Here is a 19,900-nt window from a genome sequence, read left to right on the forward strand (position 1 = left end):
AATAATTACTTTCTCAATTACAGAACTAGACGACGAATGTCAGATAGCGCGCTGTTTAGGAAAGTAATGAAGCGTGCACCTTCTGCACCATCGATCACACGGTGGTCGTATGATAGAGACAGTGGAAGCTGTAGACGTGGTTGGAACTCTTTACCATTCCAAACAGGCTTAATCTCAGACTTAGATACACCTAGGATACCTACTTCTGGCGCATTTACGATTGGTGTAAATGCAGTACCGCCAATACCACCAAGGCTAGAGATTGTGAAACAACCGCCTTGCATGTCTGCCGCTGTTAGCTTACCAGAACGTGCTTTCTTAGAAACAACCATGAGTTCTTCAGATAGCTCGTAAATGCCTTTCTTGTTCACGTCTTTGAAGACAGGAACCACTAGGCCGTTTGGTGTATCAACTGCGATACCCACGTTTACGTACTTCTTAAGAATGATGCTTTCGCCATCTTCAGAAAGAGAAGAGTTAAACGCAGGGAATGCTTCTAGCGCTTTAGCAACAGCTTTCATGATGAACACAAGTGGTGTGATCTTCATGCCAGTGTCTTTCTTCGCTTCGATTGCGTTCTGTTCTTTACGGAATGCTTCTAGCTCAGTGATGTCTGCGTTGTCCCACTGTGTAACGTGAGGGATCATTACCCAGTTACGGTGCAGGTTTGCGCCAGAGATCTTCTTGATCTTAGACAGTTTCTGAACTTCAGTTTCGCCGAACTTGCTGAAGTCAACTTTTGGCCATGGTAGTAGACCAAGAGCAGAACCGTCGCCACCTTTGCCAGATGCTGCAGTACCAGACTCAAGACGCTTAAGTGCATCTTTAACGTAAGACTGAACGTCTTCTTTAAGTACGCGGCTCTTACGACCAGTACCTTTAACTTTCGCTAGGTTTACGCCGAACTCACGAGCTAGACGACGAACAACTGGAGATGCGTGAGCATACTCGCCGTTCTCTTGGAAGTCATCTGATGCTGCTGGAGCCGCTGCAGGTGCTTCTGCTTTAGGAGCAGGTGCCGCCGCAGGAGCCGGAGCTGCTGCTTGTGCAGGTGCTGCAACAGGAGCTGCGCCTTCAACGACGAAAGTCATGATTAGAGAGCCAGTTGACACTTTGTCGCCCGCTGCAATCTTGATCTCTTTTACTGTACCAGCGAATGGTGCTGGCACTTCCATTGAAGCTTTGTCACCTTCAACAGTAATTAAAGATTGCTCTTCTTCTACTGTATCGCCAACCGCTACCATGATTTCAGTAACTTCTACTTCGTCACCACCGATATCTGGAACGTTTACTTCTTTCTCAGCTGATGCTGCTGGAGCCGCTGCAACTGGTGCTGCTTCTGCTACAGGAGCTGGAGCTGGAGCTGCTGCGCCTGAGCCAGCAACTTCAAATACCATCACTAGAGAACCCGTAGAAACTGAATCACCAGAAGCGATCTTGATTTCTTTAACGATACCAGCGAATGGTGCAGGAACTTCCATTGAAGCCTTGTCGCCTTCAACAGTAAGAAGAGATTGCTCTTCTTCTACTGCATCACCGATAGCAACCATGATTTCAGTTACTTCAACTTCATCACCGCCGATATCAGGAACGTGAACTTCTTTAAGCTCTGCCGCTGCTGCCGCTGCAGGCGCAGCTACTGGAGCTGCCTCTGCTGCTGGAGCAGGTGCAGCTTCAGCTGCACCCTCGGCTTCGAAAATCATGATAAGAGAACCAGTAGAAACTGAATCGCCTTCCGCTACTTTGATCTCTTTAACGATACCCGCTTGAGACGCTGGAACTTCCATTGAAGCTTTGTCGCCTTCAACAGTGATCAGTGACTGCTCTTCTTCAACCTTGTCGCCAACGTTTACAAGAATCTCAGTTACTTCAACCTCGTCAGCACCAATGTCTGGTACATTAATTTCGATTGTCATTGTTTTTTCCTACCTTAATGCCAGTCTTATGCGTATTGCGGGTTAGTTTTTTCAGTGTCGATATCGAACTTAGCAATTGCTTCAACAACGACAGATTTCTCAATATCACCACGTTTAGCCAGTTCAGTTAGCGCTGCAACTACGATGTAGCCAGCGTTAACTTCGAAGTGACGACGTAGGTTTGCACGGCTGTCAGAACGGCCGAAACCATCTGTACCAAGTACTTTGTAAGACTCAGTTGGCATGTACGCACGTACTTGCTCAGCGTAGTTCTTCATGTAGTCAGTCACTGCGATTGCAGGTTCTTTACCAAGAACTGTTGTGATGTACGGTACTTTCTCTTCAGCTTCTGGGTGAAGCATGTTGTCACGTTCTACCGATTGGCCGTCACGAGTAAGTTCGTTGAACGACGTTACAGAGAATACGTCAGATGCTACGCCGTACTCTTCACTTAGAATTGCACCTGCTTTACGCGCTTCGTTCATGATAGTACCAGAGCTCATTAGTTGAACTTTGCCCTTAGTCGCTTTATCACCTTGAGGAGCGTGAGATTCAAGCTTGTAGATACCCTTACGGATGCCTTCTTCAGCGCCTTCTGGCATTGCAGGCATTGCGTAGTTCTCGTTCATTACTGTTAGGTAGTAGTAAACGTTCTCTTGCTCAGGACCGTACATGCGACGGATACCGTCTTGCATGATTACTGCTAGCTCGTAAGCAAACGTTGGGTCGTAAGAGATACAGTTCGGGATCGTGTTCGCTTGGATGTGCGAGTGACCATCTTCGTGCTGTAGACCTTCACCGTTCAGTGTTGTACGACCAGCAGTCGCACCTAGTAGGAAGCCACGAGCTTGTTGGTCACCTGCTAGCCATGCCATGTCACCAATACGTTGGAAACCGAACATTGAGTAGTAAATGTAGAACGGGATCATCGGCAGATCGTTTGTGCTGTATGACGTTGCAGCCGCAAGCCATGACGCCATAGAACCTAGCTCGTTGATACCTTCTTGAAGAACTTGACCTGATGTCGCTTCTTTGTAGTAAGAAACGATGCCTTTATCTTCAGGTGTGTATTCTTGACCTTGTGGGTTGTAAATACCAACCTGACGGAATAGACCTTCCATACCGAATGTACGAGCTTCATCACAGATGATAGGAACAATGTTCTTACCAATATTCTTATCTTTAAGCAGGATGTTTAGCGTACGTACATAAGCCATAGTGGTAGAGATATCACGCTTCTGCTCACCAAGTAGAGGTGCGAATGCGTCTAGCTCCGGAACCTTGAACTCTTGCGTAAATTTAGGCAGACGTGCTGGCGTGTAACCTTGTAGAGCTTTACGACGAGCGTGTAGGTATTCGTACTCAGCAGAACCTTCTTCCAGTTTCAGGTAAGGAAGTTCAGCGACTTTCTCATCAGAAAGAAGCTCTTGTAGGCCTAAACGATCACGTAGGTATTGAACGTGAGTCATGTCCATCTTCTTAACACCGTGAGCGATGTTTTTACCTTCTGCGGCTTCGCCCATGCCGTAACCTTTAACAGTCTTAGCTAGGATTACCGTTGGCTTACCGTTTGTCTCTTTTGCATTGTTGAATGCAGAGAATAGTTTAGAAGAATCGTGGCCACCACGTTTCAGTTCGAAGATCTCGTCATCAGTCATGTCTGCAACAAGTGCAGCAGTTTCAGGGTACTTACCAAAGAAGTGTTCACGTACGTATGCACCATCTTTAGACTTGAACGTTTGGTAGTCACCATCGATAGTTTCGTTCATTAGTTGAAGAAGCTTACCAGTCGTATCTTTAGCAAGTAGAGAGTCCCAGTTGCTACCCCAGATAACTTTAACAACGTTCCAACCTGCGCCTTTGAATAGGCCTTCAAGTTCTTGAATGATGCTACCGTTACCCATTACAGGGCCATCTAGACGCTGTAGGTTACAGTTGATGAGGAAACATAGATTGTCTAACTTCTCACGCGAAGCGAAAGAGATAGCACCACGTGATTCTGGCTCATCCATCTCACCGTCACCTAGGAACGCGTATACACGTTGCGCTGAAGTATCTTTCAGGCCACGACCTTCAAGGTACTTAAGGAAGCGCGCTTGGTAGATAGCAGAAATCGGACCTAGACCCATAGATACAGTAGGGAACTGCCAGAATTCAGGCATCAATTTAGGGTGCGGGTAAGAAGGGATACCTTTACCATCAACTTCTTGACGGAAGTTATCTAGTTGCTCTTCAGTTAGACGACCTTCAACGAATGCACGAGAGTAGATACCTGGAGAGATGTGACCTTGGTAGTAAACTAGATCGCCACCGTCAGTCTCGTTTGGAGCACGGAAGAAGTGGTTAAAACAAACTTCATAGAACGCTGCTGCTGACTGGTAAGAAGCCATGTGACCACCAAGGTCTAGGTCTTTCTTAGAAGCACGCAATACGATCATGATTGCGTTCCAACGAATAATCGAACGAATACGACGCTCAAGAGTTACGTCACCAGGGTAAGCTGGCTCTTGTGCTGCTGGAATTGTGTTGATGTAGTTTGTGTTGATGCCTGTAGCCATATCAACACCATCTAAACGCGCTTTATCTAGAACTTGTTCTAGTAAAAACTGTGCACGTTCTACACCTTCTTCACGTACTACTGACTCAAGAGCTTCTAACCAATCTTGAGTTTCCAGAGCATCAACGTCATGCTTCATGTCAGACATGGCGATCTATCCTTTTTGTTAGTTGGATTCTACTAAACACGTAAACAGCCGAAGTATTACGACTATCTACCCTGTTGAATTCGACGTAGAGAACGTTCGCGACGCGATTCTTCCTTCGTCAAATCAAGCAATGTTTCTTCGATGTAAGCTAAATGAGAATGTGACATTTCACGCGCCTGTTCTGGCAGCCCTGAAACGATCGCATCTACAATGTTAGCTCGATGTATACTCACTTTCTCCACAACGTCTTTACGACGATGCAACAGCTTTAAATTTTCTAAGACGTTTTGTTCGAGTAACGGAGCCAAGCTACGAACAATGTGCAATAACACTACATTGTGCGCTGCCTCTGTTAAAGCAACAAGAAAAGCCATCACCGCTGCAGATTCGGCTTCAATATCACCCTTATCTTGCGCACCATGAATTTTTTCTTGGCATGCTTGAATTCGAGTAAAGTCTTCTTCGGTGCCACGCAATGCCGCAAAGTAAGCCGAAATCCCTTCCATCGCATGACGCGATTCCAACAAGTCTAGTTGGGTTTCAGAATGGGAGGACAACAAATTAAGCAAAGGATCTGAAAAGCTTTTCCAGATACTTTCGCTAACAAACGTACCTCCACCTTGACGGCGAGTAAGCAAGCGTTTTGCCTCTAAACGTTGTATCGCTTCTCGGACTGAAGGACGAGACACATCGAACTGTTTCGCCAGTTCGCGCTCAGGCGGCAGTTGCTGCCCTGGAGCCAGTGTTCCTTCCACAATCAACCTTTCTAACTCTTGCTCGATAACATCGGAGAGTTTTGGCTGACGAATCCTTTGATAAGCCATAGTTTATTGTTCTTCTTTTTCTTCGCTGACAATTGGTAATACCAATTTTAAGTTGAGCAGAAATTAACATAATTAAAACGCCACTGTCCAGCCTAAAGTTGACCTGTATCATAGAATACAGCATGAATTAACCACGATTTAACAAATGAAATTTAAAACAGCAACCAAATTGGTCTTACCATTTACAGGAGTAATACTTTTGGGGAGCTTTCGTGCGAGAAAGTTTCAGGATAAAAATGAATTGTTTCAGGAATACTAGCTTAAACTGGTTAAAAATCGAACCAAGAGCACAATTGAGAGTAAAATCCTGTTCATAAATATTAATATCTGAGTGTTTGATAGGCCCGTCACACTCTCAATTTATTGATCCCCTCTCCTCAACCACTTCCTTTACATAACAACAACAAAAATTCACAAGTGATTATACTAAATGTTGACGACTTAAGGCTCAGTACACACTGAATCCTATTAAGGTTTAGGCCTAAATCTTGAGCTTTCCTTTAAACTTCTGCCAATCGAAAACCAAGCCTGGATCAGTTTTACGAAGGGGCGCGATATATTGGTGTCCAGTAATTCGCTGGTTAGTAATCGCTGGAAAATTCGACATTAGAGTCTTGGTTAATTGTACTAAAGATTGATATTGCAGCTCGGTGTACGAAACAAAGTCACTGCCCTCCAATTCAATACCAATAGAGTAATCGTTACACTTTTCACGCCCGGAAAAGCTAGACTGACCAGCATGCCAAGCTCGATCAAGAAACGAAACAAACTGCACAACTTCACCGTCACGACGAATTAAACAGTGAGCAGAAACGCCCATCTGGTGAATCACCTTGAAAAACGGATGGGCATTGGGGTTCAGGTTCCCAGTAAAAAATTGCTCAATATAGGGCCCACCAAACCGACCCGGCGGTAAACTGATGTTGTGAACCACCAGCAGAGAGATATCATCAACACTAGGCCTTACATCAAAATACGGGGAAGGAACATGCCGAGCGTTGTCGTACCATCCGTTGGAGCTGATCGTCATCTTAGTCTCACTTTCTTTTCTGCTAGCACAATAAGATGTGACCTTGCCCATAGAGCAGTCGCGCTAGCCTCTTTAATTTGAAGTTAAGCAAGAGTATCATTCCATTCCCACTCCCTTTCAAGATTAGATTTGCGATGAAAAACACACATAACAGCCACCAACGCCTTGACTACTTAAAAGAGCAACTGCCTCTAGAGATCACACGTGCCGTCGCGGATACCATCAAAGAAGATCTAGGCGGAACGTTGGATCCAGCGGCTGATATTACGGCAAGTCTAATCCCTGCAGACGCAATCAATAGCGCAACCATCATTACCCGAGAGCACGGCGTATTCTGTGGTAAAGCTTGGGCTGATGAAGTGTTTAAGCAATTGGGCGGTGAAGTCACTATAGAGTGGAACGTAGAAGACGGTGACAAGGTTGAGCCAAATCAAACGCTTTGTTCATTAACAGGTCCAGCACGCGCACTATTAACAGGTGAGCGAAACGCAATGAACTTCATCCAAACACTATCAGGTTGTGCAACAGCAACGGCAATCTACGCCGATAAAATCAAACACACAGAATGCCGCCTGTTAGATACACGTAAAACCATTCCAGGCCTACGCAGCGCACTAAAATACGCAGTCGCTTGTGGCGGCGGTTTCAACCACCGTATTGGCGTTTTCGATGCTTACTTAATTAAAGAAAACCACATCATCGCATGCGGTGGTATTGAGAAAGCTATCTCTACGGCAAAAGAGCTGAACCCAGGCAAGCCAGTAGAAGTAGAAACAGAGAGCCTAGCAGAGCTAGAACAAGCGATCACCGCAGGCGCAGACATCGTTATGTTAGACAACTTCACCACCGACATGATGCGCGAAGCCGTTAAAATCAACGCTGGCCGAGCGGCACTTGAAAACTCAGGTAACGTCACTCTAGAGACAATAGCTGAGTTCGCTGAAACAGGGGTTGATTATATCTCTGTAGGTGCGCTAACCAAGCACCTAAAAGCAATGGATTTATCGATGAGATTCATGGGTTAATCTACTTAACTATCAATATTTTAACTACCAAGGCATGGCTATAGGCGATGCCTTTTTTATTGCTTGTCTTATCAATATATCAAGTGGTTAGTTTAAGCTGATCGCATAATTTTGCGCTCAATATGCAACGGTACACTATAAAACACCAAACCACTCGCGACCACACCTGCACACCATTCCACTTCTCCATTTCGACTTATATTCTCTCCATCAACCAGTGCTTGCACTGAAACAAACCAAATAATGGAAGAGAAAAATGAACAACAAAAGAACAAATCAGAAAGGTTTTACCTTAATTGAATTGATGATCGTTGTGGCTGTAATTGGAGTATTAGCTGCTATTGCGATACCACAATATCAGACCTACGTAAAAAAAGGAGCCGCAGGCGCTGCATATGCAACAGCTACTGCGCTTAAAACAAATGTTGAAGATTATATTGCTGTTAATGGTAATTACCCGCAAACTTCAGCAGCGGTTAATGCAACTCCATTCTCTCTGGGAACTGTTGCAGTAGCATCTAATGACGTTACAGTTGAAGTAACATCAGGTGGTGGTCGTGGTTCTAAAGTCATCCTATCAAGAGATGCTACAAATGGTGCATGGACCTGTGCTTTAACCGTATCGGCAGGTGTTAGTATAAACGGTTGCTCATAAGTGCTAACCAACCTCCCAACCGTTCTACGTCAGGCTAATTTACTTAGCCTGACTCAAGAACAAGCCGTTGCGGAATATGTACAAGCTTCAGGTGTTTCTACGCCTGAAGCTTTACTCGTTCTTGATTTATTCACCGGCGATTCCTTAGCAAGCAATATCAAAACCATTTTCGGTTTACCGTTAGTACAACTCGCCAATACCAACTACGAAACCTTATGTGAACAGCTAGGGCTTCGTGAGCTGATCACCAAGTATTGTGCTATTCCGATTGCCGTTTCTAGCTCTACGCTCACGCTCGCCTCTGCCGACCCGACCGACTTACACGCTGAAGACGATTTCCGATTTGCGACAGGGTTGCAAATTGAACTCGTCGTCGCTAATTATTCAGAATTAGAAGGCGCGATACGCAAACTGTATGGCCGCTCGATTTTCGGACAAGACTCCAAGCGAAAAGAGATCACTCAAGATGAACTCGCCAACCTAGTTGAAGTCTCTGACGATGAAATCACGTCAATTGAAGATCTCAGCCAAGATGATTCCCCTGTGAGCCGTTTTATTAATCAAATATTGGTTGATGCGGTGCGCAAAGGCGCCTCTGATATCCACTTCGAACCTTATGAAGAAAACTACCGAGTTCGCCTGCGTTGCGATGGCATCCTTGTCGAAATTCAACAGCCCGCTTCTCATTTAAGCCGTCGGTTATCGGCCCGCTTAAAAATTCTCGCTAAGTTGGATATTGCCGAGCGTCGATTGCCTCAAGACGGTCGCATCAAGTTGCGGTTAAATGATGAGCTCGCGATTGATATGCGTGTATCGACGCTACCGACCTTATGGGGCGAAAAGATCGTACTGCGTCTGCTAGACAGTAGCGCTGCCAATTTAGATATCGATAAACTCGGCTACAGCGAAGAACAAAAAGCACTCTACCTTAATGCACTGAAACGACCGCAAGGGATGATTTTAATGACCGGACCAACCGGCAGTGGCAAAACAGTCTCTCTTTACACCGGCCTTCGAGTTCTCAACACCACAGAACGCAACATCTCTACCGCAGAAGATCCAGTCGAAATTAACTTACGTGGTATCAACCAAGTACAAGTCACACCAAAGATCGGCTTTGGATTTGCTGAAGCACTACGATCCTTTTTACGACAAGACCCAGACATCGTGATGGTCGGAGAGATCCGTGACTTAGAAACGGCAGAGATAGCGATCAAAGCCTCGCAAACAGGCCACTTAGTCCTTTCAACACTGCATACAAACTCTGCCGCAGAAACCGTCACTCGACTCGCTCACATGGGGATAGAGCCCTTTAACCTTGCTTCATCATTAAGCCTAATTATTGCTCAGCGACTCGCAAGGCGCTTGTGCAACCATTGCAAAACGCTGGATGATTCACCGGACATATTTCTGCGTCACTCTATTCCCAACAGCCAAACCATTTACAAAGCCAACCCACAAGGGTGCAATGAGTGTACTCAAGGGTATTCTGGCCGAGTCGGTATCTACGAAGTGATGCCGTTTACCGACAAACTCAAAAACAGCCTTATCAACAAGCCTAACGCGCTAACAATTGAAAGCCTTGCTCGTCGGGAAGGCATGCGAACCCTACAAGAATCAGGGCTTGATAAGCTGCTTGAAGGTATCACCAGCTATCAAGAACTACAGCGTGTTCTGTACATATAGTCCAATGGAGAACAAATGAGTATTCAGCCCAAACAGTCACAATTAAAAAGCTACCATTGGAGAGGTATAAATAGCTCAGGTAAGAAAGTGTCTGGCCAAACTTTAGCGTTAACCGAATTGGAAGTACGAGAGAAGCTCAATGAACAGCATATCCAGATAAAAAAAATCAAAAAGAAAAGTATCTCGGCCATTACACGCTTAACGCATCGCGTCAAAGCAAAAGACATCACTATTTTGACTCGCCAACTGGCCACTATGCTAACCACTGGTGTTCCCATCGTACAGGCGATTAAATTGGTATCAGATAACCACCGCAAAGCTGAAATGAAATCTATTCTGTCGCATATCTGTAAAGGCATCGAAGCCGGCACCCCTATTTCAAGAGCGATGCGTACGGCCAGTAGCCACTTTGATGAGCTCTATACCGACTTAGTCGCAACTGGCGAACTTTCAGGTAACCTTGCGCAAGTCTTTGATCGCTTAGCGACATATCGTGAAAAGAGTGAACAACTCCGCTCAAAAGTCATCAAAGCACTCATTTACCCTGCTATGGTGGTGTTAGTTGCCTTATCGGTTTCTTACCTAATGCTAACCGTGGTTATTCCAGAATTTGAATCCATGTTTGCAGGCTTTGGCGCTGATCTCCCTTGGTTTACCCAGCAGGTTTTGCAGTTATCACATTGGATGCAAGCTTATAGTCTGTACGCTTTGATTGCCGTTAGTGTTGTAATGGTTAGTTTTAAATTACTGCGTAAGCGCTCTTACTCACTCAGATTAACCACCAGCCGACTTAGTTTAAAATTTCCTATACTCGGTACGATTCTATCTAAAGCTTCTATCGCCAAATTCAGTCGAACTCTTTCTACTAGTTTCAGTTCCGGTATCCCGATCCTGACTAGCCTTAAAACCACGGCAAAAACCGCGGGTAACCTTCATTATGAGGTTGCGATTGGAGAAGTTCACCGTGAAACGGCCGCAGGTATGCCAATGTATATCGCGATGCGTAATACAGACGTGTTCCCTGAAATGGTGCTACAGATGGTGATGATTGGTGAGGAATCGGGAAATTTAGACGACATGCTCAACAAAGTTGCGACTATTTATGAATTTGAAGTCGATAATACCGTTGATAATTTAGGTAAGATTTTGGAACCGCTGATCATTGTCTTTCTGGGCACCGTTGTAGGAGGGCTTGTAGTTGCAATGTACTTACCAATCTTTAATCTAATGAGTGTGTTAGGATAGTAAAAGCGACTTAACACCCATGAGTAGCAAACTTCGACTCATATAGATCACGTGGTAAAAAGACACTATGGAAGTACTTCACTACTATCCTTGGCTATTCCCTGTATTAGCTTTCATTTTTAGCCTTCTTATCGGCAGCTTTCTCAACGTTGTAATTCATCGATTACCGATTATGATGGAACGTGAGTGGCAACAAGAGTGCTCCGAATATTTCTCTCAATATAAAATCCCAGCACCTGAAGGGGAATTTAATCTTAGCACTCCACGTTCAACTTGCCCGAAATGTGACACCCAATTAAGAGTCATCGACAATATCCCCGTTTTGAGCTGGTTGTTCTTAAAGGGCAAGTGCCACAGTTGTGCGAATCCAATCAGTGCTCGCTACCCTTTGGTAGAATTACTTACTGCAACACTTTGTACCGTGGTGGCGAGTCACTTTGGTTTTAGTTTCTACGCAATCGCGCTGATCTTTTTCACCTTCGCATTGATTACGGCGACCTTTATTGATCTCGATACTATGCTGCTGCCTGATCAAATCACCTTACCTTTGGTTTGGTCTGGTATTACATTAGCTCTGTTTAATATCAGCCCAGTATCTCTTCAGGATTCGGTGGTTGGTGCGATGGCTGGTTACTTAGCTTTGTGGTCAGTGTACTGGTTGTTTAAGCTGCTAACTGGCAAAGAAGGAATGGGCTATGGTGACTTTAAATTATTAGCAGCACTTGGGGCATGGCTTGGGTGGCAGCACCTACCAATGATCATTCTTTTATCATCACTCGTCGGCCTTATTTTTGGATTGATTCAACTGAGGTTAAAACAACAAGGCATAGATAAAGCTTTCCCCTTTGGACCTTACCTCGCCATTGCTGGTTGGGTAAGCTTGATGTGGGGTAACGACATCATGGATTGGTATTTCACGTCTGTATTAGGAATTTGATCATGGCAATCATTATCGGATTAAGTGGTGGGATCGCCAGTGGTAAAACCACGGTAGCTAACCTTTTCAATAAACACTTTAATATTGATATTGTCGATGCTGATATAGTGGCTCGTGAAGTCGTGGCACCAGGCAGCAAAGGCCTACAACAGATTACTGACCATTTTGGTGAAGCGATTTTACTTGAAGATGGGACGCTAAACCGAAGTAAACTACGTGAGCAGATCTTCTCTGATGCAAAAGAAAAGCAATGGCTCAATGATCTTCTTCATCCGATGATCCGCAACAAAATTGACAGTGACCTGTCTAAAGTCACCTCTCCTTATGCTTTATTAGTAGCTCCTCTATTGGTTGAAAACCAAATGCAAGGTATGGCCGACCGCGTATTGATCGTTGATGTGCCTTCCGAAGTGCAAATAGAGCGTACGATGAATCGTGATAATGTTTCTAGGGAACAAGTTGTATCAATTTTAAAATCACAGGCTTCAAGAGAACAACGTTTAGCCATTGCCGATGATGTGATTGAAAACCATACTAAAAACCAAGAACTTTTGCCTCAAATCACAGATTTACATCAAAAGTATCTGGCAATCAGTACAGTAGATGGGTCAGAATAGAACTATGTTGAATGAAGGCTTGCTTGATGATCACCCACAAATTTGAACATCCTCTGAATGAGAAAACACGAATTTACTTAAGAGTTGAATCGCTCTTGAGACAACTACACTTGTCTTCTACATTTTCCGATGCTCAACAGTATCAACTCTTTTTCCGTTCTATCTTTGACCTGATTGAAATTTTCGAACAGATTCAGCTTAAGAGCGAACTCGCAAAAGACATTGAGAAGCAGCGTTTGACCTATAAAAGCTGGTTAAACGTTGAAGGTGTCGATCAAGAGATGCTAACGTCATTACTCAAAGACATTGGCAACATCTATCGTGAACTGATGCAAGCCGAGCGTTTTGGTCAATCACTGAAGGAAGACCGCTTCCTGAGTGCTATTCGCCAACGTTTTAACTTACCAGGTGGCTCATGCTGCTTTGATTTACCCGCACTGCATTACTGGCTGCACCTTCCTCTCGACAAAAGAATGAGAGATGCCAAGATGTGGATGGATAGCCTACAACCTTTGTACGAAGCGCTAACGCTATGGTTAAAGCTAACCAGAGAAACTGGCCACTTTAAAGAGCAAATTGCTCGTGCAGGCTTCTTCCAGAGCGATGCTGATGAAGCAAATATCCTTCGTCTTTCGATTCCGATGCAATACGGCGCTTACCCGATGATCTCGGGTCATAAAAACCGTTTTGCCGTTAAATTCATGAGCTTTGAAACAGGGCAAGCCTGTACTCAAGATATCGAATTTGAATTGGCCATCTGCACCTAATTAATTTCCTTTTACCGTTTGGCTTGAGTGCTCATTCGAGCCTAAACTCACTATTATCCCCCCTCAAATTAAGAATCACTATGTCGAAGAAAATCACCATCGTTAAATGCCCTCAATGTAATACTGACGTTGAATGGGGTGAACAAAGCCCACATCGCCCGTTTTGCAGTAAGCAATGTCAGATGATTGATTTTGGTGAATGGGCAGATGAAGAGAACAGCATCGCTGGCGCACCAGACATGTCGGATAGCGATGGTTGGTCGGAAGATCCACACTAGCCACTTAGCATAGCGAGTAAATTTTGAAGGGTTGGCGTTTAACGTCTATCCTTTTTTATTGTCGGTGATTCCTTATTTTCTCAAGAGCGAGGAACGATCGAATTGAGACTCTCTTGCCTGTTCAGCTCGAAATTACAGACACAAAAAAGCGGAGCCAAATGGCTCCGCTTTTATCGATAGAATGCAAAAAGAATTACTTTTTAGTAAGCTTCTCTTTAATACGAGCTGACTTACCAGAACGCTCACGTAGGTAGTACAACTTGGCACGACGTACTGCACCACGGCGTTTAACTTCGATGCTATCAACGATTGGAGAGTGAGTTTGGAACGTACGTTCTACGCCTTCACCGTTCGAGATCTTACGAACTGTGAATGCAGAGTGTAGACCACGGTTACGAATAGCGATTACAACGCCTTCGAAAGCCTGTAGACGCTCACGGTCACCTTCTTTTACCTTAACCTGAACTACAACAGTGTCACCTGGTGCGAATTTAGGAAGGTCTGATTTTAGTTGCTCTTCTTCAAGAGCCTTGATGATGTTGCTCATTTGTATAAATTCCTAGAATAAACTGATACTAAATTTAATAGGTTACTGCTTGCTTTTCGTTAAGAGCGTTGCTCTTTAATGAATTCAGCCAGTAATTGTTCCTGTTCGTCAGTCAGAGCTAGGTTTTCCAGGAGCTCTGGTCTTCTTAGCCAAGTTCGGCCCAACGATTGTTTCAATCGCCAGCGACGAATGTCCTTATGGTTTCCAGACTTGAGTACCGATGGCACATCTTTATCGTCTAGCACCTCAGGGCGCGTATAATGGGGACAATCTAGCAAACCATTTGCAAAAGAATCTTCTTCTGCTGAAGCGAAATCTCCAAGTACCCCCGGAACAAACCGAGAGACTGAATCAATCAGCGTCATGGCTGGCAATTCGCCACCCGTCATCACAAAATCACCAATCGACCATTCTTCGTCGACTTCTGATTGAATGATGCGCTCATCTACCCCTTCGTAGCGACCACAAATAAGAAGTAAATTCTCGTTTGTTGCCAACTCTTCAACACCTTTTTGGTCGAGTTTACGACCTTGAGGTGAAAGGTAGATAACCTTCGTCTTTCCCGGTGATGCTTGCTTGGCAGTTTGGATAGCATCGCGCAAAGGCTGAACCATCATTAACATGCCAGGACCACCACCGTAAGGTCTGTCATCAACAGTGCGATGTTTATCATGAGTGAAATCACGAGGACTCCATGTCTCAATAGATAAAAGACCTTTTTTAACCGCTTGACCTGTTACTCCAAAATCAGTAACAGAACGGAACATTTCAGGAAACAGGCTTATTACGCCAACCCACATGTGTTCTCTCGCTCTGTAATTTGGAATTAGAATCCAGGATCCCAGTCAACTTCGATCCGTCGAGCTTCGCGATCAACTTTCTTGACCACTTGCTCTTCAAGGTACGGTACTAACCGTTCCTTTTGACCAAAAGCATCTTTAAGATTTGCTTTGATTACAAGAACATCGTTCGAGCCAGTCTCTAATAGGTCTGTGACCTTACCAAGGTCGTAACCTTTAGTAGTAAAAACTTGCATACCAAACAATTCACGCCAGTAGAATTCATCTTCTGACAATTCAGGTAACGAAGCAGGGTCAATAGCAATTTCAAAGTTAGTCATCAGTTGCGCGTCTTCACGAACATCTAATCCCGCTAGCTTACATACATAACCTTGGCCATGACGTTTCCAGCTCTCAACTTTGTACTCAACCCACTTACCCTTTTGGTTTAAATACCAAGGGGTGTAATCAAATATGCTTTCAGCATTGTCTGTGTAGGAGAACACTTTAAGCCAGCCACGAATACCATAGGTAGACCCAAGTTTACCCATGACAATTCTATTGTTTTGCTCGCTCATCGTTTCTTTATCCTTCATCGACATAAGCTATTTCTCTTTAAAAAAGAATTAAGCCGCTTTTTGAGCGTCTTTAACTAGCTTAGCTACACGATCAGATAGAGATGCGCCTTGACCAACCCAGTGGTTAACACGATCTAGGTCTAGACGTAGACCTTCTTCTTGACCTTGAGCAGTAGGGTTAAAGAAACCTACTTTCTCGATGAAACGGCCAGTTACAGAGTTACGGCTATCCGCAACTACGATTTGATAAAATGGGCGCTTCTTTGCACCGTGACGTGCCAAACGAATGGTTACCATGTCGTCCTCTTTGCTTTCTTAATAAAATAATTAACCCCAAGTCTAAGTAATAGCTTGGGGTCTCGTGCCAAATTAAAGCCCCGGAATTTTACTCTTATTCCGGTGCAATGCAAGGGCTTTAGCTGTTTTTTCACCAACATAGCCACCATACACTTTCCGTGACACAGCTAACACTATGAAAAGTAACGTAGCTAAAGGTTACATTTATAGATTATCGGCCGAACGGGTTAAAGCCACCGCCCATACCGCCACCGCCGCCCATCATACCTTGCATGTTGCGCATCATGCCTTTCATGCCACCTTTCTGCATCTTCTTCATCATCTTCTGCATTTGGGTGAATTGCTTAAGCATACGGTTTACATCTTGTACCTGTGTACCTGAACCAGCAGCAATACGCTTTTTGCGTGAGCCTTTGATTAGGTCAGGACGTTGACGCTCTTTCATTGTCATAGAGTTGATGATCGCTTCCATCTGCTTGAACATCTTGTCATCAACTTTATCTTTAACGTTGTCCGGTAGTTGGGACATGCCTGGAAGCTTATCCATCATGCCCATCATACCACCCATATTGTGCATCTGACCAAGCTGTTCACGGAAGTCTTCAAGGTCAAAACCTTTCTTCTCTTTAAACTTTTTCGCCAGTTTTTCTGCTTTATCGGTATCAACGTTTTTCTGTAGGTCTTCAATAAGAGACAGTACATCGCCCATACCAAGAATACGAGAAGCTACACGATCTGGGTGGAAAGGTTCTAGTGCATCAGTCTTTTCACCAACACCTAAGAATTTAATCGGTTTACCTGTGATATGACGTACAGACAGTGCAGCACCACCACGCGCATCACCATCCACTTTCGTTAAGACAACACCGGTTAGTGGTAACGCATCACCAAAGGCTTTTGCAGTGTTCGCAGCATCTTGACCTGTCATCGCATCAACAACGAACAGCGTCTCTACTGGGTTAATTGCAGTATGAAGCTCTTTGATCTCGCCCATCATCTCTTCATCGATAGCCAAACGACCAGCGGTATCGACTAATAGCACGTCGTAAAACTTCTTCTTAGCGTGATCGATTGCAGCGTTGGCTATATCAAGAGGTTTTTGATCAGATGAAGACGGGAAGAAATCAACACCAACATCGCTTGCTAACGTTTCAAGCTGTTTGATCGCCGCTGGACGGTAAACGTCGGCAGACACGACCAATACTTTTTTCTTGTCGCGCTCGGTTAGAAGCTTAGATAGCTTACCTACCGATGTGGTTTTACCTGCACCTTGTAGGCCTGCCATTAAGATAACCGCTGGCGGTTGCGCTGCTAGGTTCAGAGCCTCGTTAGACTCACCCATTACCGCTTCAAGTTCAGCTTGAACGATCTTAATGAATTCTTGACCAGGAGTGAGAGATTTAGATACCTCAACACCCACCGCGCCTTCTTTTACGCGCTTAACAAAATCGCGGACAACAGGCAGCGCAACGTCGGCTTCAAGTAGCGCCATACGTACTTCACGCAGCGTTTCTTTAATATTGTCTTCGGTCAGGCGACCTTTACCGCTGATATTTTTCAGCGTTTTGGATAGACGATCCGTTAAATTATCAAACATAGTTTTCTCTTCGCTCAATCCTGCGACTATTACTGTGAGTATACATTAGCGTGGATTAGAGTCATACCCGTTGTAGAGCGTTAATCATCCGCGCTTGTGATGTGAGACATTGTTCACTTGGAATTGAGTGAGGTTCACCATAGCCCCAAAGAGCGATGCGAGGTATAATTCGTCTATTAGTAATCATTTAAATGGATACCATGGACAGTCTTATTGCGATCGCAGCAGCCTTTCTTTATACAATGGCGATTTCCACGATCATTCCAGGTCTCGTGCACCAAACAGGAATCCGTGTAAAAACGGTGTTTATCAGCGCCTTACTTGCTTTAGCTTTCCATGCTTGGTTGCTTGGCGATTTAATCTTTAATGCCAGTGGTCAAAACCTCAGTATCTTGAACGTTGCTTCATTAATTAGTTTAATCATCTCACTGGTGATGAGCGGTGCTATGCTCAAAACCCGACTGTGGTTTATCTTGCCAGTCGTTTATAGCTTCGCTGCGCTTAATTTGATGGCCGCAACTTTCCTTCCAAGCACATTCATCAAACATTTAGAACATGATCCAAAACTTCTAGTGCACATCTCTTTGGCGCTATTTTCGTACGCCATGCTCACTATTGGCGCGCTATACGCTTTACAGCTGGCGTGGCTAGATCACAAACTTAAAAAGAAAAAAGCGCTAGTGATGAATCCTAATCTACCTCCATTAATGATGGTGGAACGACAACTTTTCAAGATCATTCTTATCGGGAATGGCTTGTTAACAGGTACATTGTTGACAGGTCTTATCTTCGTACAAGATATGTTTGCCCAAGGAAAGGCACACAAAGCCGTGTTGTCGTTTATTGCTTGGGTTATCTACTCCATCCTTCTATGGGGTCACTATCAAAAAGGTTGGCGCGGACAAAAAGTCACATGGTTCGCATTAGCTGGCGCAAGCATGCTCACTTTAGCCTACTTTGGTAGTCGCTTCGTTCAGGAAATCATCCTAAGTTAATCCCCAAAATTAAAGGCAAGGTACCGCATCCCTTGCCTTTAAAATATTGAGTACGATATATTCAATTGACATCTCGACCATGTTCGGTCATAAATTAATCAAGATACACAAATAGGAAAAGAATAGTTTTGGACGACATATCAACGGGTATCTTATTTGCGCTACTCGCGTGTCTCATTGTAATTTCTGGTTATTTCTCTGGTTCAGAAACGGGCATGATGTCCCTGAACCGCTACCGTCTTAAGCACTTGGCCAATACGGGCCATAAAGGTGCCAAACGCGTAGAAAAACTTCTGAACCGTCCAGATAGATTGATTGGCCTCATTCTCATCGGCAACAATCTCGTCAACATTCTAGCATCGGCGATTGCTACTATCCTTGGTATGCGCATCTACGGAGATATCGGTGTGGCTATCGCGACTGGTACTCTAACTCTGGTGATCCTTGTATTTTCCGAGGTAACACCAAAAACCATTGCCTCTCTATTTCCTGAACGCGTCTCCTACGCCAGCAGCATTTTATTGATGATACTAATGAAGGTAATGTCACCACTAGTGATCTTGGTTAACTTCATTACTAATGGCTTTATTCGTATCTTAGGGGTCACAACCAGTCACGATGCGACCGATCACTTAAGCTCAGAAGAGCTCAGAACTGTGGTAAATGAGGCAGGAGGCCTGATACCTCAACGTCACCAAGATATGTTGGTCTCTATCTTAGATTTAGAGCACGTCACCGTGAATGACCTTATGGTGCCTCGAAATGAAATCACCGGCATCGACATCAATGACGATTGGAAGTCTATCGTCCGCCAACTCACTCACTCTCCTCATGGTCGTGTGGTTCTATACCGTGATCAGATAGATGAAGTGGTTGGTATGCTGAGGCTACGAGAAGCTTACCGTTTGATGCTTGAAAAAAACGAGTTCAATAAAGAAACACTTTTGCGTGCGGCAGACGAAATCTACTTTATTCCAGAATCCACGCCACTCAACATTCAACTGCTTAAATTCCAGCGTAATAAACAACGTATTGGTTTAATTGTCGATGAGTATGGCGATATCAACGGCTTGGTTACGCTAGAAGATATTCTTGAAGAGATCGTGGGTGAGTTTACGACTTCAATGACACCAAGCTTATCTGAAGAGATCACGCCACAAAGTGATGGCAGTTTTTTAATTGAAGGCAGTGCCAATATCCGTGACATTAATAAAGGCCTGCAATGGGCACTACCAACCAATGGCCCTAGAACACTTAATGGGTTGATATTGGAACATCTTGAGGACATCCCTGAGAGTCATCTTAGCGTTCAGGTTGCCAGTCACCCCATGGAAATACTTGAACTAAAAGAAAACCGTATCAAACTAGTACGCGTGTTCCCACAAGTAGTTAACGGGTAATAATAGGTGTAAGTAAGTCATA

19 protein-coding genes are annotated in these 19,900 nt (G+C 44.4%); 10 read left to right on the top strand and 9 right to left on the bottom strand.

What is annotated here, in order from left to right:
* Nucleotides 1-17 precede the first annotated feature (17 nt).
* From aceF to ampD, 4 genes are all read right to left on the bottom strand, one after another.
* On the bottom strand, nt 18-1,916 hold the full coding sequence (gene aceF, locus OCT63_RS12960; RefSeq protein WP_161672954.1) for a pyruvate dehydrogenase complex dihydrolipoyllysine-residue acetyltransferase: 1,899 nt from the start codon (nt 1,914-1,916) through the stop codon (nt 18-20).
* Between the two features lie 26 nt (nt 1,917-1,942).
* Complete coding sequence (gene aceE, locus OCT63_RS12965; protein WP_161672952.1) at nt 1,943-4,621, bottom strand: pyruvate dehydrogenase (acetyl-transferring), homodimeric type; 2,679 nt, start codon at nt 4,619-4,621, stop codon at nt 1,943-1,945.
* Nucleotides 4,622-4,683: 62 nt separating this feature from the next.
* A complete protein-coding gene (gene pdhR, locus OCT63_RS12970; protein WP_161685606.1) occupies nt 4,684-5,445 on the bottom strand; it encodes a pyruvate dehydrogenase complex transcriptional repressor PdhR in 762 nt (253 codons plus the stop codon).
* A 481-nt stretch (nt 5,446-5,926) separates the two neighbouring features.
* Nucleotides 5,927-6,526, bottom strand: a complete 600-nt coding sequence (gene ampD, locus OCT63_RS12975; RefSeq protein WP_161678964.1) for a 1,6-anhydro-N-acetylmuramyl-L-alanine amidase AmpD — start codon at nt 6,524-6,526, stop codon at nt 5,927-5,929.
* 83 nt (nt 6,527-6,609) lie between these two features.
* On the opposite strand from ampD, the gene nadC reads away from it, so the two are divergent.
* The 8 genes from nadC to yacG all read left to right on the top strand — a co-directional run bounded on the left by nadC (nt 6,610) and on the right by yacG (nt 13,685).
* Complete coding sequence (gene nadC / locus OCT63_RS12980) at nt 6,610-7,500, top strand: carboxylating nicotinate-nucleotide diphosphorylase (protein WP_161685604.1); 891 nt, start codon at nt 6,610-6,612, stop codon at nt 7,498-7,500.
* Between the two features lie 256 nt (nt 7,501-7,756).
* Nucleotides 7,757-8,155, top strand: coding sequence for a pilin (locus OCT63_RS12985; protein ID WP_161685601.1), 399 nt, complete (start codon nt 7,757-7,759; stop codon nt 8,153-8,155).
* On the top strand, nt 8,156-9,841 hold the full coding sequence (pilB, locus tag OCT63_RS12990) for a type IV-A pilus assembly ATPase PilB (RefSeq protein WP_161685598.1): 1,686 nt from the start codon (nt 8,156-8,158) through the stop codon (nt 9,839-9,841). It begins immediately after the preceding gene.
* Between the two features lie 15 nt (nt 9,842-9,856).
* Nucleotides 9,857-11,086 carry a type II secretion system F family protein gene (locus tag OCT63_RS12995; protein ID WP_060468584.1) on the top strand — a complete coding sequence of 410 codons (1,230 nt, stop codon included), beginning with the start codon at nt 9,857-9,859 and terminating at the stop codon, nt 11,084-11,086.
* A gap of 67 nt (nt 11,087-11,153) precedes the next feature.
* Entirely contained in the window at nt 11,154-12,023 is an 870-nt protein-coding gene (locus OCT63_RS13000; protein WP_269983857.1) for a prepilin peptidase, read from the top strand.
* Between the two features lie 2 nt (nt 12,024-12,025).
* Entirely contained in the window at nt 12,026-12,640 is a 615-nt protein-coding gene (coaE, locus tag OCT63_RS13005; RefSeq protein WP_060468586.1) for a dephospho-CoA kinase, read from the top strand.
* Between the two features lie 26 nt (nt 12,641-12,666).
* On the top strand, nt 12,667-13,407 hold the full coding sequence (gene zapD / locus OCT63_RS13010) for a cell division protein ZapD (RefSeq protein ID WP_029627015.1): 741 nt from the start codon (nt 12,667-12,669) through the stop codon (nt 13,405-13,407).
* 80 nt (nt 13,408-13,487) lie between these two features.
* A complete protein-coding gene (gene yacG, locus OCT63_RS13015) occupies nt 13,488-13,685 on the top strand; it encodes a DNA gyrase inhibitor YacG (protein ID WP_017056605.1) in 198 nt (65 codons plus the stop codon).
* 193 nt (nt 13,686-13,878) lie between these two features.
* Here the strand turns inward: yacG and rplS are convergent, their stop codons facing one another.
* The 5 genes from rplS to ffh all read right to left on the bottom strand — a co-directional run bounded on the left by rplS (nt 13,879) and on the right by ffh (nt 17,483).
* Nucleotides 13,879-14,232 (bottom strand): 50S ribosomal protein L19, encoded by a 354-nt coding sequence (gene rplS / locus OCT63_RS13020; protein ID WP_046223309.1) that lies wholly within the window; start codon nt 14,230-14,232, stop codon nt 13,879-13,881.
* 59 nt (nt 14,233-14,291) lie between these two features.
* The gene (trmD, locus tag OCT63_RS13025; RefSeq protein ID WP_269983858.1) at nt 14,292-15,032 is read right to left on the bottom strand and encodes a tRNA (guanosine(37)-N1)-methyltransferase TrmD; all 741 of its coding nucleotides are present in this window, start codon (nt 15,030-15,032) and stop codon (nt 14,292-14,294) included.
* Nucleotides 15,033-15,058: 26 nt separating this feature from the next.
* Nucleotides 15,059-15,613: a ribosome maturation factor RimM gene (gene rimM, locus OCT63_RS13030; protein ID WP_017056602.1), complete on the bottom strand. Its 555-nt coding sequence runs from the start codon at nt 15,611-15,613 to the stop codon at nt 15,059-15,061.
* A 24-nt stretch (nt 15,614-15,637) separates the two neighbouring features.
* Entirely contained in the window at nt 15,638-15,886 is a 249-nt protein-coding gene (gene rpsP / locus OCT63_RS13035; RefSeq protein ID WP_004735508.1) for a 30S ribosomal protein S16, read from the bottom strand.
* A 211-nt stretch (nt 15,887-16,097) separates the two neighbouring features.
* On the bottom strand, nt 16,098-17,483 hold the full coding sequence (gene ffh, locus OCT63_RS13040) for a signal recognition particle protein (RefSeq protein ID WP_060468587.1): 1,386 nt from the start codon (nt 17,481-17,483) through the stop codon (nt 16,098-16,100).
* A gap of 200 nt (nt 17,484-17,683) precedes the next feature.
* Here ffh and OCT63_RS13045 point away from each other — a divergent pair, with 200 nt between their 5' ends.
* Together OCT63_RS13045 and OCT63_RS13050 are read left to right on the top strand one after the other, a co-directional pair.
* Entirely contained in the window at nt 17,684-18,478 is a 795-nt protein-coding gene (locus OCT63_RS13045) for a cytochrome C assembly family protein (RefSeq protein ID WP_046223306.1), read from the top strand.
* A gap of 128 nt (nt 18,479-18,606) precedes the next feature.
* Complete coding sequence (locus OCT63_RS13050; protein ID WP_161672936.1) at nt 18,607-19,878, top strand: HlyC/CorC family transporter; 1,272 nt, start codon at nt 18,607-18,609, stop codon at nt 19,876-19,878.
* The last annotated feature ends 22 nt before the right edge of the window (nt 19,879-19,900 follow it).

The organism is Vibrio sp. RW (genome assembly GCF_027587105.1).
GTDB lineage: Bacteria > Pseudomonadota > Gammaproteobacteria > Enterobacterales > Vibrionaceae > Vibrio > Vibrio toranzoniae.